Source organism: Type-C symbiont of Plautia stali (assembly GCF_059730935.1).
The window spans coordinates 2020296-2034989 of record NZ_AP035923.1 but is presented as its reverse complement, the minus strand read 5'-3'; the positions used below and the strand labels follow the sequence as shown (position 1 = coordinate 2034989).

Genomic DNA, 14694 nt, shown 5'->3' with positions numbered 1-14694 from the left:
ATTTATCAAAACCGCCAAAACTGATGAGATAAATTTAAGCACGCTGCAAACTATTAATTTAATAGTTACATTGTAAATTTGGCTTAAACCAAAATTAGATCCACTCTAAATTTGAGTTTAATTTAACGAGCCAGTTAAAAAGCCCTTTCTCATCAGCTCTTAACTGGAGTATGGGAATATTCCTGGCAGTCCGCAAAGCGGCAAAGTAAAAATTGTGTACTGATTCGCATTTAATAAATAACAATGAAAAAACATGTGACGCATGTTTCATTTACAAAAAAATAATGGAATTTTTTGAGGTTCTGCTGGTGCTAAGCGGCGGAAGGTGTGCGGGAAGTCGCTGGACATCCCGCAAAAATAATGAGTTAGGTGATTACCTGAAAGGAAGCTTGATATCGCGGAACATCGCTTCGATATCTTCGTTTGAGCGCAGCGCCACAGCGGCGTCCACCACGTCTCGCGTCAGATGCGGTGCGAAGCGCTGAATGAAATCATACATATAGCTGCGCAGGAAGGTGCTGCGCCGGAAACCAATCTTGGTGGTGCTATTGGTAAAGATTTCTGAAGCTTCAATGCGCACCAGATCCGGATCGGAAACCGGGTCCACCGCCATGCTGGCAATCACCCCAACCCCCAGGCCTAAACGCACATAGGTTTTGATCACGTCGGCATCGGTTGCGGTAAAAACAATACGCGGCGTTAAACCGGCACGGTTAAACGCAGTATCCAGTTCTGAGCGGCCGGTAAAACCAAAGGTGTAAGTCACCAGCGGGAAATCAGCCAGCTCCTCAATCGACACATTGGATTTCCCCGCCAGCGGATGATCCGGTGTGACCACAATGGCGCGGTTCCAGTGATAGCACGGCAGCATAATCAAGTCGTCGTACAGGTGCAGCGCTTCGGTGGCAATGGCGAAATCGGCATTGCCTTTGGAGACCGCCTCAGCAATTTGTGTGGGCGAGCCCTGATGCATATGCAGGGAAACGCGCGGATAGCGTTCGATAAAGCCTTTGATTACACCAGGCAGTGCATAACGCGCCTGAGTGTGGGTCGTGGCCACGTACAGCGATCCTTTATCTGGCCAGGTGTGTTCACCGGCAACCGATTTGATCGCATCCACTTTGGACAAAACTTCGCGGGCAATACGGATAATCTCTTCACCTGCTGGCGTCACCTGCGTCAGATGTTTGCCGCTGCGGGCAAAAATCTGCACGCCCAGCTCATCTTCCAGCATGCGCACCTGCTTACTGATGCCCGGTTGCGAGGTATACAGCCCCTCTGCCGTAGAGGAGACATTGAGGTTGTGGTTAACGACTTCAACGATGTAACGCAACTGCTGCAATTTCATAGTTATATCTTCCCGATAGCGACAGAGGTGCATTCCCTGCAGGCGTGTATCCGCCCTGATGGCATAATAATGAGGGAAAGCGAGTCAGCAAAATGCAATAAGCTATAACTACTATATCAGTTAACGTAAGAATGTAGAACGATTAGCTATAAGGATGGGAAAAAGGCCAGCGAACGCTGGCCCAGGGAGATTACTTCTTGGCTTCCTGCCACTTACCGTCGATATAGAAAACTGACCAGCCGGTCGCTTTGCCCTCTTTTTCTGAGGCAACATACTGCTGTTTAGTCTTACGGCTAAAACGCACCAGCGTTTTATTGCCTTCCGGATCCACTGCCGGCGCTTCGGCCAGATATTTCAGTTTCTCCGGCAGACGGTCAGCAAAGCGCTGCAGCTCTTCCACCAGCGGCGCACGGGTTTCACGCGATTTCGGGAAGGTGTTAGCGGCAAGGAACACGCCTGCAGCTCCGTCACGCAGCACAAAATACGCATCCGATTTCTCGCACGGCAGCTCCGGCAGCGGTACCGGATCTTCTTTCGGCGGCGCGACTTCGCCGTTACGCAGAATCTTACGGGTATTTTTACACTCGTCGTTGGTACAGGCCATGTACTTACCAAAACGCCCCATCTTCAGGTGCATTTCAGAGCCACATTTTTCGCACTCAACAATCGGTCCGTCATAACCTTTGATACGGAATTCACCCTGCTCGATTTCATAACCGTCACACTCCGGGTTATTACCACAGACGTGCAGTTTACGGCCGTTGTCGATCAGGTAGCTGTCCATCGCGGTGCCGCACTTCTGGCAGCGACGACGGGCGCGCAGCGCGTTGGTTTCGGCATCATCGCCTTCCAGCACGTTAAGCACTTCGTTTTCCGGGATCAGGTTAATGGTCTGCTTGCAGCGCTCTTTCGGCGGCAGTGCATAACCGGAACAGCCGAGGAACACGCCGGTGCTGGCGGTGCGAATCCCCATTTTGCGTCCGCAGGTTGGGCAGTCGATGGAGGTCAGCACCATCTGGTTCGGCTGCATGCCGCCCTCTTCCGGATCTTTCTCCGCCTGCTCCAGCTGCTGGCTGAAATCACTGAAGAATGAATCCAGCACCGCTTTCCATTGCGCTTCGTTATTCGCGACCTGGTCGAGACTGTCTTCCATGTGCGCGGTGAAATCATAATTCATCAGCTCACGGAAGTTCTCTTCCAGACGATCGGTAACAATCTCCCCCATCTTCTCGGCGTAGAAGCGGCGGTTTTCCACCCGCACGTAACCGCGATCCTGAATGGTGGAAATGATCGAAGCATAAGTAGACGGACGGCCAATGCCACGCTTCTCCAGCTCGCGTACCAGCGAAGCTTCGCTGAAGCGCGCCGGCGGCTTGGTAAAGTGCTGGCCCGGCAGCAGGGATTTCAGATCCAGCGTGTCGCCCACGTTCACCGGCGGCAGCGTCAAATCTTCATCATTTTTACGCAGCGCCGGCATCACTTTGGTCCAGCCGTCGAAACGCAGCGTACGCCCTTTTGCTTTCAGTTTGAAATCTGCCGCGCCGACGGTCAGCGTGGTGGAATCATATTGCGCGGGCACCATCTGGCAGGCCACGAACTGGCGCCAGATCAGCTGATACAGCTTCTGCGCATCCGCCTCCATATCCTTCAGCTGCTCGGCGGCAACATTGACATCAGAAGGACGAATCGCTTCGTGCGCTTCCTGTGAATTCTCTTTGCTGGCGTAGGTGTTGGGCGCATCCGGCAGGTAGTTCTTACCGAATTTTTTCTCCACGTAGCCACGCGCCATCGCCACCGCGTCCTGACTCAGGTTGGTGGAATCGGTACGCATATAGGTGATGTGACCGGCTTCATACAGACGCTGCGCCATCATCATGGTTTTCTTCACGCCAAAACCAAGGCGGGTGCTCGCCGCCTGCTGCAGCGTCGAGGTGATAAACGGTGCCGACGGTTTGCTGCTGGTCGGCTTGTCTTCACGATCCAGAACGGCGTAACGCGCCTTTTCCAGGATGGCCACGGCCGCTTCAGTTTGCTCGCGGTTCACCGGGCGGAACGCTTTGTCGCCCTGATGCGTCACCCTGACCGCCAGCGCATCGCCTTTCGGCGTCGACAGATCGGCGTCAATTTCCCAGTACTCTTCCGGTACGAAGGCTTTGATTTCGCGCTCGCGCTCCACCACCAGACGCACGGCAACCGACTGCACGCGTCCGGCCGACAGGCCACGGGCAATTTTTTTCCACAGCAGCGGCGAGACCATATAGCCCACCACGCGGTCCATAAAACGACGCGCCTGCTGCGCATTGACGCGCTCAATATTCAGTTCGCCCGGCTTCTCGAACGCCTGACGAATCGCATTTTTGGTGATTTCGTTAAACACCACGCGGCTGAAGCGTTTGTCATCGCCACCGATCACTTCCCGCAGGTGCCAGGCAATGGCTTCCCCTTCGCGGTCAAGGTCGGTTGCGAGATAGATGTGGTCGGCATCGGCAGCCAGGTTCTTCAGTTCGGAGACGACTTTTTCCTTGCCGGGCAGAATCTGGTAGTCCGCTTCCCAGCCGTGCCACGGGTCAACGCCCATGCGATTAACCAGCGCGGCCTTTTCATCTTTCTTTACTTTCTTGCCGGTTTTCGCCTTTTCCCCGTCGGCACTTTTACGGGCCGTTGAACCACTGGTCGGCAAATCACGGATATGACCGACGCTGGATTTCACCACGTAGTCATTACCGAGGTATTTATTGATTGTTTTGGCCTTTGCCGGGGACTCAACGATGACGAGTGCTTTACCCATATGTACCTTTACCTAATTGAAACGTCCTGATAAACGGGAGAGGATTGGCAGCCCCAAAACCCAATGGGTTCAATATTGCTGCTGACTTTTTGCTTTTCAAGCCAGCGGGGACAATCTCTGGTCAGATTGCATCGGCATTTGCAACTTGATGATTAAGAGCGAGTTTTCCGTCTGACGGTATCACACATCCTGGTGTGATCTCCCTGAAAGCTGAATCGCCCACACTCTACCTGATAAAATCTGTTACGCAACTTAATTAGCATTCTGTTTAATTTCTCGCCAGTTTTCTGACCGAACGCTGATTTGCTGAACGCACCAACAGCCAGGTAATATAGAAGGAGAAAATACGTTGTCAAAAAAGAGGGGAAAAATGTCAGCAGAAACGGAATCCATTTCACACCAGGCGTTACTGAAAATCGCCAATCAGCTGATTCAGCAGCACCACGAATATTTTACCGGGATGGAAGCCACTGAGGTGATTCAGCAGGGCGAAGTGCTGGTGTTTCGCGGTCCGTGGTTCCTCGACGCCGAAGGCTTACCGACGGCCAAAACCACAGCGGTGTTCAACGTGTTCAAGCACCTTGCGGTGGTGCTCTCCGCGCAGTATCACCTGGCATAAAAAAACCCGGCCTGCGCCGGGTTCATTTACAGCAGCGGTTTGTCACCGCGTTGCCAGATTTTCAGAATCAGCCGCTCGGCCGCGACGCTGGCGCTGTGGGTAAAGCGGTCAATCATCTTTTTCTTGCGCGCAAACTGTACGCCCAGCACGCTAAAGCGCTCCATGCGTGCGATGATCAGCGCATCGCTGGTACCAATCTCATCAATCAGCCCCAGATCCAGCGCCTGACGGCCATACCAGTGTTCTCCCGTCGCCACTTTGTCCAGATCCAGCGCCGGACGCATCTGATGCACAAAATCTTTAAACAGCTGATGGGTTTCATTCAGGTCTTCCTGAAATTTCTCCCGCCCTTCCTCGGTATTCTCACCAAACAGCGTCAGCGTACGCTTGTACTGGCCGGCAGTGTGCAGCTCCACATCAATGTCGTTGCGCTTCAGCAGTCGGTTAAAGTTGGGGATTTGCGCCACCACGCCGATGGAACCAATGATGGAGAACGGCGCCGCCACGATGCGATCCGCAACGCAGGCCATCATGTAGCCACCGCTGGCGGCAACTTTATCCACCACCGCCGTCAGCTGCAGACCCGCATCACGCAGACGTTGTAACTGCGACGCGGCCAGGCCATAACCGTGCACCACGCCACCGGGACTTTCCAGCCGCAGCAGCACTTCATCACCCGGCTGTGCCACCGCCAGCACCGCGGAGATCTCTTCGCGCAGCGAGCTGACTTCACCGGCGTCCATACTGCCTTTGAACTCCAGTACATAGAGAGTCGGCTTCGCCGCTTCAGTCACACCGGCTTTGGCATTGCGCTTTTCGGCTTTAGCTTTCTGTTTCTCTTCTTTCTTATGCTGCTTCAGCCACACTTTCTGCGCCTGCGGCTTCATCTTCGCCAGCTGCAGGTCCTCTTTCATCTCGCGATAGGCTTCGTCGAGATGGGTTAAGCGCAGCTGACCGCCGCTGTGACGTTTACGCAGCGCGGCATTGAGCACAATCAGTACAATAGCTGCGATCGCCACCACGACGGTGACGGCCTTGGCCAGAAATAATCCATAGCTGGAGAGTAAATCCATTCTGCCGCCTTATTAAACAGTGAATTACAGTCAAACCCTGAGTTTACCCGCTTTGATGCCGTTCGTCGCCTGAAATGCCGGCAGGCGGCACAGAATGCGCGTTGCGGCGATTGCACCTTGCGCCAAATTGAGGCATAAAGCCAAAAAACCCTCTGACCTGCAAAGGACATCGCTGTGCATTATCAACCGAAAAGCGACCTGCTGGACAATCGCATCATTCTCGTGACCGGTGCTTCCGACGGCATCGGCCGCGAAGCCGCCCTGACCTATGCGCGCTACGGTGCGCGCGTGATTCTGCTCGGCCGCAACGCCACCACGCTACAGCAAACCGCTGAGGCGATTAATCAGCTCAATAAACAGCCCGCCGCTACGCTGCTGCTGGATCTGGCGCATGCCACACCGGAAAGCTGCCAGCAGCTGGCGCAACAGGTTGCCGCGCTGGTGCCGCGGCTGGATGGCGTGCTGCATAACGCCGGCATTCTCGGTGAGATTGTGCCGCTGGCGGAACTCGATCCGGCGGTCTGGCAGCAGGTGATGCAAATCAACCTCGACGCCACCTTCTATTTAACGCAGGCGCTGCTGCCGCTGCTGCTAAAATCCGACGCCGGTTCGCTGGTGTTCACCACCTCCAGCGTGGGCCGCACCGGTCGCGCAGGCTGGGGCGCCTATGCCGTGTCGAAATTCGCCACCGAAGGCATGATGCAGGTGCTGGCCGATGAGTATAAAAACCGCCATCTGCGGGTGAACTGCATCAATCCCGGCGGCACGCGCACCAAAATGCGCGCCAGCGCCTTCCCGGAGGAGAATGCCAGCCTGCTGAAAACCCCGGCCGACCTGATGCCGCTCTACCTCTATCTGATGGGCGATGACAGCCGCCGTAAAACCGGTATCAGCTACGATGCACAACCGGGGCGCAAGCCGGGACCGGCCAGCGCATGAGCGATCGTCACCAGCAACGCCAGCAGCGGCTGAAAGAGCAGGTTGACGCTCGCATCGCCGCTGCCACCGAAACGCGCGGCATCCTGATGGTGTTTACCGGCAACGGCAAAGGTAAAACCACCGCCGCTTTTGGCACCGCGCTGCGCGCCTGTGGCCACGGTAAAAACGTGGCTGCCGTGCAGTTTATTAAGGGCGAATGGCCCAACGGCGAACGTAATCTGCTGGCGCAGCACGGCGTGGCGTTTCAGGTGATGGCCACCGGCTTTACCTGGGAGACGCAAAACCGTGCCAGCGATACGGCCGCCTGCCAGCAGGTGTGGCAACACGCCAGACGCATGCTGCAAGACGCGTCGCTGGATCTGGTGATCCTTGATGAAATCACCTACATGGTGAGTATGGATTATCTCGATCTGGATGAGCTGGTCACTGCACTGCAGCAGCGTCCGCCGCAGCAAAGTGTGATCATAACCGGCCGCGGCTGTCACCGCACGCTACTGGAACTGGCCGATACCGTCAGCGAAATGCGTCCGGTGAAGCATGCGTTTGATGCCGGCATTCAGGCACAGCAGGGAATCGACTGGTAAAAACGGACGCCGCAGGCGCGGCGTCGGGGAGCATCAGGCACCGCGTTTGGTGTTGTTGCGACGCGGGCTGTTATTGCTTACCGCGCTATGACGTTTCACCGCCCGGCGGATTTGGTTCGCTTTGGTGCGGCGACGATCTTTCTCGACGGCCACTTTGGTCACCGTCTCTTCCGGCAGTCCCACCAGCTTACGCAGGTAGTTGACCGCCGGCAGTTCCATCTCCATCCAGCCGCCGCGCGGCAGACCTTTTGGCAGCTGAATATCGCCGTAGCGCACGCGCATCAGACGGCTTACCTGCACGCCAACCGCTTCCCACAGACGACGCACCTCACGGTTACGCCCTTCCGTCAGGGTGACGTTGTACCACTGGTTAATGCCTTCGCCGCCGGCAAATTTGATGGTTTTAAACGCTGCCGGACCGTCTTCCAGCTGCACGCCCTTGCTCAGCTGACGCACTTTTTCGTCATCCACTTCACCGAATACGCGCACTGCGTATTCACGCTCAACTTCGCGGCTTGGGTGCATCAGGCGGTTGGCCAGCTCACCGTCGGTGGTGAACAACATCAGACCGCAGGTGTTTACGTCCAGACGGCCGACGGCAATCCAGCGTGAACCGCGCAGGCGCGGCAGGCGATCAAATACCGTTGGACGCCCTTCAGGATCGTTGCGCGTGCACAGCTCACCTTCCGGTTTGTAATACGCCAGTACGCGACACACCTCGGTGGCCGATTCAGCAATCGATACCAGATGGCCATCAATACGGATTTTCAGGGTTTTGTCATTTTCGATGCGATCGCCCAGCGTCGCCAGTTTGCCATCGACGCTGATGCGTCCGGCTGAAATCATTGCTTCGATTTCACGGCGCGAACCGTGTCCGGCGCGCGCTAATACTTTTTGTAATTTCTCGCTCATGGAGCTGCCTCGTTGTCGCCTTCCCAGGCGTCGTGGTAATGAAGAGGTAAGATACCGGCGTTACCAGGTCCCGTATCAGAATCTGTGACCGCTTCGCGCCAGGTGCCAGCGCGGACGGCCGGAGATTTTACACCAGCTACAGTTTCGTTAACACCTTTTCCTTTTCTGCCGATAATAAAGCGCCGGAGATCCGGAGGCTGAAGCGGGCAGCACGGTCATTGATTCAGATTTCTGATTGATTTGCGTAACGAGCGTCAGGATAGCAGGCGCAACCCGCTGAAATTACGTCGTTTTGCCTGAGACCGTTTATTTATTTAATAGCGCGCCAATTAGTGCCGCAATAGATTAATGAGACTCACCAGTCTGTTACCCGCAGCGTTCCCGGCACAGCTGCAGTTGAGCAAACAGAAAATCGGCGCAAAACACCAAAATCAGCATAAAGAACTGAATAATGGTGTTAGTAAAGCTTATTGCAGCCAGCAGAGCCAGCCATACAGCGGATTGGCGCTGAAGGTTGGATTAAGTCTGTATTTTCGTTTTTATTTGATAAATATTAAATATGATGAATTGTTCTGCCGCGAAAACTGTGTAAAATTTAATCCTGAATTGGCTAAGCAGTATCAAAAATTATTTTAATTACTTTTTATAAGCTTTCAAACAACAAGCCATTAACAAATAATGGTACAGCTGGCCTGATAATATAATCCGGCGCGCACGGGAAATGGCGCGCTAATCGTTTCACGGATTGAATTTAATTTGTCTGTCGAAAGTCTTCACCAGGGATTTTGCTGACGGACATTAAATGAAGACCGCCATCATGAGAACCTCCCTGCTTTGGCCGGCGCTTGCAGCGCTGGCACTGAGCGGCTGTTCCGTGGGCCATACTGAGTACAGTCGTACGGCGCTGCAGCACGTGGATATGAGCGTGACCGGCATCCCGACGGTACTGGGTTTGGGCATCCTCGGTACAACCATTCCGTTAACGCCGGAATACAGTCTGACTGCCGCGCACGTGGCCAAAACCGCCGTGCAGCGCGTGAAGGCTTATCACCCCTATTGCGACGTCGCGATTATTTATCATAAAAACAGTCCGGATACGCTGGCGAAATTCCGCAGCAGCGCGGTGGGCGAGCCAATTAAAATGTATGGCTATAGTTTTATTTCCGCGATGCCGGTGGAGTCGAGCGGCGTTAATCTGGCGCGCACCGCCATTAATAATCGCTGGAATAAAAAGCCCTGTATGGCAATGGCTTCCAATGCCGGTGTCGTTCAGGGGATGTCAGGCGGCGCTGTCTATAATGCCGACCAGACAATCAGCGGAGTGATTGTGGGTTACAGCCATGAAATTGCTAACGTACGCAGCAAAAAAGTCATCTTAAAAGATGTCTCGCTGTACATTCCGTACGGCGATTTCAAACGCTGGCTGGAAGCCAATATCGGCCAGACGCCACAAACAGCGCCCGGCCCGGCGTAATCACAGGAACGGGCGGGTATCGCCTGCCCCTTCACGCACGATGACGGGCGCATCGCTGGTGAGATCGATCACGGTGGTTGGCTGCTGGCCCAGGGTGCCGCCATCGATAATTAAATCCACCAGCTTGCCGATGCTGTGCTGGATCTCTTCCGGATCGGATTCAGTGAAATCATTGCCTGGCAGCATCAGTGAGGTCGACATCATCGGCTCATTGAGGCGTTCCAGCAGCGCCAGCGCCACCGGATTTGACGGTACGCGCAGGCCGATGGTTTTACGTTTATCGTTCATCAGACGACGCGGCACTTCTTTGGTGGCCTTCAGAATGAAGGTGTAATTGCCTGGCGTGTTGTTTTTCAGAATGCGAAACGCACTGTTATCCACCTGCGAATAGGTCGACAGCTCAGAGAGATCGCGGCACATCAGGGTAAAGTTATGGTTACCATCGAGCTGACGAATGCGGCAGATGCGTTCCATGGCATTCTTCTCTTCCAGACGGCATCCCAGCGCGTAGCCGGAATCGGTCGGATAGACAATAACGCTGCCTTTATTGAGATAATCCACCGCCTGATTAACCAGACGCGGCTGCGGATTTTCCGGATGAATGTGAAAAAGTTGACTCATAAAAACCTCATATCACCCATCAACGTGCGATTTGACCGGCGCTAAAGCGGGAAAACGCTCCCAGACCGGCTCCACGCCGCCCGGCAGCCATAGCTTGCGCCCCAGTTCAATCCACGGACAGGGTTGGTGAAAATCGGACCCCTGCGAGGCCGCCAGCTGATTATCGCGCGCATAGCTCGCCAGCTGGGTACGTTCATTCGGTGCCTGCTGACACTGCGCCACTTCCATCGCATCGCCGCCTTCTGCGGCAAAATGCGCAATCAGTCGCTTCAGCCATTTGGCCGACAGCCCGTAGCGCGCAGGATGGGCCAGCACCGCCACGCCGCCAGAATGATGAATAGCATCAATGGCTTGTTTAATTGTACACCATTGTGGCGGCACGTAGCCGGTTTTGCCGCGCGCCAGATAGTTTTTAAATACCTGCGCCATGTTATCGGCTTTGCCCAGCTCTACCAGATAGCGGGCAAAATGCCCGCGGGTGATCACCCCGCCCTGCGCCAGACGCTGAGCGCCGGCCAGCGCGTCAGGAATGCGCGCGCGCTCCAGCCGTTCGGCGATCAGTTCTGCACGTGCCATACGGCACTGGTGCTGCTGCGCCAGAAAAGTGGTTAACGCCGGATGCTGCGTATCAACGTTCAGCCCGACAATATGAATTTCGTGGTTTTCCCACAGCGTCGACGCTTCCACACCGGCCAGTACCCGCAGCGGTAGCTGAAGCTGCTGCACCGCCGCCTGCGCTTCAGCCACGCCCGCCACGCTGTCGTGATCGGTAATCGCCAGCACGCCGACGTGCATCTCAACGGCGCGCTGCACCAGCGCGGTCGGCGTCAGCAAACCGTCAGAAGCCTGGGTATGGCTGTGTAAATCATAAAGTGGAAAACGGGCGATATCTGACAAGGTCACTCCAGCGACTGCATTAAACCGGCTGGCATGATAACGATTTTGCCCGTAACTGAAAAAGGGTATTGACTTTTTTCAGCCGAACCAGTTAACTAGTACACAAGTTCACACGTAACGGGTATTTAATCATGGCTCTTATCGGTACGCATGTTAATGGTTGGTGGCGCGATGATCCCTTTCACGGGCGACGTCGTCATGCACATTTTGCGTAACCGCAGTGCAGATACCTGAGCCCGCCACCGAGCGGGCTTTTTTTTGAGCGAAATTCAGAGAATCCATTATGGCTAATGCGAAACCTACATTGAAGTTGATTACCGGTACCGCGCCCTACCGCGAAGATCCGGCCGCAGTGTTTCATCAATTATGCGGCGCACGTCCGGCAACTCTGCTGCTTGAATCTGCCGATATCGACAGCAAGCAGAACCTGAAAAGCCTGCTGATTGTCGACAGCGCGCTACGCATCAGCGCCCTGGGCAATGTTGTTACCCTGCAGGCGCTGTCGGAAAACGGCCGCGCGCTGCTGCCGCTGCTGGACGAAGCGCTGCCGCCCGAGGTGCGCATCGCCGTGCGCCCGGACGGACGAGAGCTGCATTTCACGCCGGTTGAGGGTCTGCACGATGAAGACTCCCGCCTGAAGGCGCTGTCGGTGTTTGATGCGCTGCGTCTGATTCCGCATCTGGTTAACAGCCCAGCCGAAGAACGTGAAGCCATGCTGCTGGGCGGCCTGTTTGCCTACGATCTGGTGGCGGGATTTGAAGATCTGCCGCCGCTGCGCAATGACCAAAGCTGCCCGGACTACTGTTTCTACCTCGCCGAAACGTTACTGGTGATCGATCACCAGCAGCGCAGCGCCCGTCTGCAGGCCAGCCTGTTTGCGCCGTCCACCAGCGAGTTTCAGCGTCTGCAGAGCCGTATCGAACAGCTGCACGGTCAGATGACGCAGCCAGCGCCAGCGCTGCCGGTGCAGCGCGTCGAGCAGATGACGCTGAGCACCAGCCAGAGCGATGAAGCTTACTGCAACGTGGTAAGCGAACTGCAGCAGGCCATTCGCATCGGTGAAATTTTCCAGGTGGTACCGTCGCGCCGCTTCTCACTGCCGTGCCCGTCACCGCTGGCGGCTTACGATACGCTGAAAAACAGCAACCCCAGCCCGTACATGTTCTTTATGCAGGATCAGGACTTTGCGCTGTTCGGCGCTTCGCCGGAAAGCTCGCTGAAATATGACGCCAGCTCGCGCCAGATCGAAATCTACCCGATTGCCGGTACGCGTCCGCGCGGTCGCCATGCGGATGGCTCGCTGGATCGCGACCTGGACAGCCGTATTGAACTGGAAATGCGCACCGATCATAAAGAGCTGGCTGAGCACCTGATGCTGGTGGATCTGGCGCGCAACGACCTGGCACGTATCTGTGTGCCCGGCAGCCGTTACGTGGCGGATTTAACCAAAGTGGACCGCTACTCGTTTGTGATGCATCTGGTATCCCGCGTGGTAGGCACGCTGCGTAACGATCTTGATGTGCTGCACGCCTATCGCGCCTGCATGAACATGGGCACGCTAAGTGGCGCACCGAAAGTGCGCGCGATGCAGCTGATTGCGGAAAAAGAAGGCACGCGGCGCGGCAGCTACGGCGGCGCGGTCGGCTACTTCACCGCCAGCGGCGACCTTGATACCTGCATCGTCATCCGCTCCGCCTGGGTGGAAGGTGGCGTTGCCACCGTGCAGGCCGGTGCCGGCGTGGTGCTGGATTCTCAGCCTCAGGCTGAAGCGGATGAGAGCCGCAACAAAGCCCGCGCGGTATTGCGCGCCATCGCTACTGCCCATCACTGCAAGGAGATTTTCTGATGGCCGATATCCTGCTGCTCGATAATATCGACTCCTTTACCTACAACCTCGTTGATCAGCTGCGTACCTTTGGCCACAACGTGGTGATTTACCGCAACAACGTCCCGGCAGAAGTGCTGATCGACCGCCTGCAGCAGATGGAAAACCCGGTGCTGATGCTCTCACCCGGCCCTGGCGCACCGAAAGATGCGGGCTGCATGCCGCAGCTGTTACAGGCGCTGCGCGGTCAGCTGCCGATCATTGGTATCTGTCTCGGCCATCAGGCCATTGTCGAAGCTTACGGCGGGCACGTCGGCCAGGCGGGCGAAATTCTGCACGGCAAAGCTTCCGCCATTACCCATGATGGCGAGGCGATGTTTACCGGCCTCAGCAACCCGCTGCCGGTGGCGCGTTACCACTCGCTGGTGGGCAGCAATACGCCGGCGGAACTGACGGTCAACGCCAGCTACAACGGCATGGTGATGGCGGTGCGTCACGAAACGGACCGCGTGTGCGGCTTCCAGTTCCATCCCGAGTCGATTCTCACCACGCAGGGCGCACGTCTGCTGGAGCAAACACTGGCCTGGGCGCTGGCGAAATAACAGGGAGATGATGATGCAAACTATTCTGGAAAAACTGTATCAGGCGCAAACGCTGAGCCAGGCCGAGAGCCACCAGCTGTTCAGCGCGATTATTACCGGACAGCTGGAGCCGACGCAGCTGGCAGCGGCGCTGATCGCCATGAAAGTGCGTGGCGAGCGCCCGGAAGAGATCGCCGGTGCCGCCTCCGCGCTGCTGGCCGATGCCAGACCGTTCCCGCGTCCGGACTATACCTTTGCCGATATCGTTGGCACCGGCGGTGATGGCAGCAACAGTATTAATATTTCCACGGCCAGCGCCTTTGTCGCCGCCACCTGCGGGCTGAAAGTGGCCAAGCACGGCAACCGCAGCGTCTCCAGCAAATCCGGATCTTCCGATCTGCTGGCCGCTTTCGGTATCAATCTCGACATGCCGGCGCAGCAGGCACGGCAGGCGCTGGACGATCTCAACGTCTGCTTCCTGTTTGCGCCGCAGTATCACAGCGGTTTCCGCCACGCGATGCCGGTGCGCCAGCAACTGAAAACCCGCACGCTGTTTAACGTGCTGGGTCCGCTGATCAACCCGGCGCGCCCACCGCTGGCGGTGATTGGCGTCTACAGTCCGGAACTGGTGCTGCCCATCGCCCAGACGCTGAAAGTGCTGGGCTACCAGCGTGCTGCCGTGGTGCACGGTGGCGGCATGGATGAAGTGGCGCTGCACAGTGCGACCCAGGTCGCTGAGCTGCGTGACGGTGAGATCACCAGTTACCAGCTGACGCCGGAAGACTTTGGCTTCAGTTTCCAGCCGAAAGAGGCGCTGGCCGGCGGCACACCGGAAGAAAACCGTGACATTCTGACGCGTTTGCTCCAGGGTAAAGGCCAGCCCGCCCACGAGCAGGCCGTTGCGGTAAATGTCGCAATGTTGCTGAAAGTATTCGGAAATGAAGATTTGCGCGATAACGCTGAGCGCGCCATGGCTGCCATTCGCAGCGGTCAGGCGTTCGAGCGCGTTGTGGCACTGGCAGCGAGAGGATGA

Annotated in this window: 12 protein-coding genes, 1 pseudogene and 1 other annotated feature; of the genes and pseudogenes, 7 read left to right on the top strand and 6 right to left on the bottom strand. The window is 56.2% G+C overall.

Annotated elements, in window-relative coordinates; genetic code table 11:
• Window positions 1-373: 373 nt before the first annotated feature.
• Window positions 374-1348: an HTH-type transcriptional regulator CysB gene (gene cysB, locus AC6I7J_RS09545; RefSeq protein ID WP_021510116.1), complete on the bottom strand. Its 975-nt coding sequence runs from the start codon at window positions 1346-1348 to the stop codon at window positions 374-376.
• Between the two features lie 190 nt (window positions 1349-1538).
• Entirely contained in the window at window positions 1539-4136 is a 2598-nt protein-coding gene (gene topA / locus AC6I7J_RS09540; RefSeq protein ID WP_058774627.1) for a type I DNA topoisomerase, read from the bottom strand.
• A gap of 370 nt (window positions 4137-4506) precedes the next feature.
• On the opposite strand from topA, the gene AC6I7J_RS09535 reads away from it, so the two are divergent.
• Window positions 4507-4755 (top strand): DUF2498 family protein, encoded by a 249-nt coding sequence (locus tag AC6I7J_RS09535; protein WP_058785624.1) that lies wholly within the window; start codon window positions 4507-4509, stop codon window positions 4753-4755.
• Window positions 4756-4781: 26 nt separating this feature from the next.
• On the opposite strand, the gene sohB is transcribed toward AC6I7J_RS09535, so the two are convergent.
• Entirely contained in the window at window positions 4782-5828 is a 1047-nt protein-coding gene (gene sohB, locus AC6I7J_RS09530; RefSeq protein WP_058785623.1) for a protease SohB, read from the bottom strand.
• Window positions 5829-6002: 174 nt separating this feature from the next.
• On the opposite strand from sohB, the gene AC6I7J_RS09525 reads away from it, so the two are divergent.
• Window positions 6003-6767 carry a YciK family oxidoreductase gene (locus tag AC6I7J_RS09525; protein ID WP_021510112.1) on the top strand — a complete coding sequence of 255 codons (765 nt, stop codon included), beginning with the start codon at window positions 6003-6005 and terminating at the stop codon, window positions 6765-6767.
• Window positions 6764-7351 (top strand): cob(I)yrinic acid a,c-diamide adenosyltransferase, encoded by a 588-nt coding sequence (gene cobO, locus AC6I7J_RS09520; protein WP_498007196.1) that lies wholly within the window; start codon window positions 6764-6766, stop codon window positions 7349-7351. The genes AC6I7J_RS09525 and cobO overlap by 4 nt, the downstream gene beginning before the upstream one ends.
• A gap of 33 nt (window positions 7352-7384) precedes the next feature.
• Here the strand turns inward: cobO and rluB are convergent, their stop codons facing one another.
• The gene (rluB, locus tag AC6I7J_RS09515; RefSeq protein ID WP_021510110.1) at window positions 7385-8263 is read right to left on the bottom strand and encodes a 23S rRNA pseudouridine(2605) synthase RluB; all 879 of its coding nucleotides are present in this window, start codon (window positions 8261-8263) and stop codon (window positions 7385-7387) included.
• A gap of 348 nt (window positions 8264-8611) precedes the next feature.
• On the opposite strand from rluB, the gene AC6I7J_RS09510 reads away from it, so the two are divergent.
• The gene (locus AC6I7J_RS09510) at window positions 8612-8899 is read left to right on the top strand and encodes a hypothetical protein (RefSeq protein ID WP_498007195.1); all 288 of its coding nucleotides are present in this window, start codon (window positions 8612-8614) and stop codon (window positions 8897-8899) included.
• A 181-nt stretch (window positions 8900-9080) separates the two neighbouring features.
• Window positions 9081-9737, top strand: a complete 657-nt coding sequence (locus AC6I7J_RS09505) for a serine protease (protein ID WP_480309272.1) — start codon at window positions 9081-9083, stop codon at window positions 9735-9737.
• Here the strand turns inward: AC6I7J_RS09505 and AC6I7J_RS09500 are convergent, their stop codons facing one another.
• Together AC6I7J_RS09500 and rnm are read right to left on the bottom strand one after the other, a co-directional pair.
• The gene (locus AC6I7J_RS09500; RefSeq protein WP_021510107.1) at window positions 9738-10358 is read right to left on the bottom strand and encodes an L-threonylcarbamoyladenylate synthase; all 621 of its coding nucleotides are present in this window, start codon (window positions 10356-10358) and stop codon (window positions 9738-9740) included.
• A 12-nt stretch (window positions 10359-10370) separates the two neighbouring features.
• Entirely contained in the window at window positions 10371-11255 is an 885-nt protein-coding gene (gene rnm / locus AC6I7J_RS09495; RefSeq protein WP_058785620.1) for an RNase RNM, read from the bottom strand.
• Between the two features lie 155 nt (window positions 11256-11410).
• Window positions 11411-11515, top strand: a sequence feature (Trp leader region).
• A 23-nt stretch (window positions 11516-11538) separates the two neighbouring features.
• On the opposite strand from rnm, the gene AC6I7J_RS09490 reads away from it, so the two are divergent.
• Both AC6I7J_RS09490 and trpD read left to right on the top strand, forming a co-directional pair.
• Window positions 11539-13101: an anthranilate synthase component 1 gene (locus tag AC6I7J_RS09490; protein ID WP_031280219.1), complete on the top strand. Its 1563-nt coding sequence runs from the start codon at window positions 11539-11541 to the stop codon at window positions 13099-13101.
• Window positions 13101-14694, top strand: a pseudogene (gene trpD, locus AC6I7J_RS09485) (bifunctional anthranilate synthase glutamate amidotransferase component TrpG/anthranilate phosphoribosyltransferase TrpD). Before AC6I7J_RS09490 ends, trpD begins: the two are co-directional and overlap by 1 nt.

Bases quoted from the DNA above. Each gene is read 5' to 3' on its own strand.
- cysB (WP_021510116.1), bottom strand. From the start codon at position 1,348: ATGAAATTGCAGCAGTTGCGTTACATCGTTGAAGTCGTTAACCACAAC.
- topA (WP_058774627.1), bottom strand. From the start codon at position 4,136: ATGGGTAAAGCACTCGTCATCGTTGAGTCCCCGGCAAAGGCCAAAACA.
- AC6I7J_RS09535 (WP_058785624.1), top strand. From the start codon at position 4,507: ATGTCAGCAGAAACGGAATCCATTTCACACCAGGCGTTACTGAAAATC.
- sohB (WP_058785623.1), bottom strand. From the start codon at position 5,828: ATGGATTTACTCTCCAGCTATGGATTATTTCTGGCCAAGGCCGTCACC.
- cobO (WP_498007196.1), top strand. From the start codon at position 6,764: ATGAGCGATCGTCACCAGCAACGCCAGCAGCGGCTGAAAGAGCAGGTT.
- rluB (WP_021510110.1), bottom strand. From the start codon at position 8,263: ATGAGCGAGAAATTACAAAAAGTATTAGCGCGCGCCGGACACGGTTCG.
- AC6I7J_RS09510 (WP_498007195.1), top strand. From the start codon at position 8,612: ATGAGACTCACCAGTCTGTTACCCGCAGCGTTCCCGGCACAGCTGCAG.
- AC6I7J_RS09505 (WP_480309272.1), top strand. From the start codon at position 9,081: ATGAGAACCTCCCTGCTTTGGCCGGCGCTTGCAGCGCTGGCACTGAGC.
- AC6I7J_RS09500 (WP_021510107.1), bottom strand. From the start codon at position 10,358: ATGAGTCAACTTTTTCACATTCATCCGGAAAATCCGCAGCCGCGTCTG.
- AC6I7J_RS09490 (WP_031280219.1), top strand. From the start codon at position 11,539: ATGGCTAATGCGAAACCTACATTGAAGTTGATTACCGGTACCGCGCCC.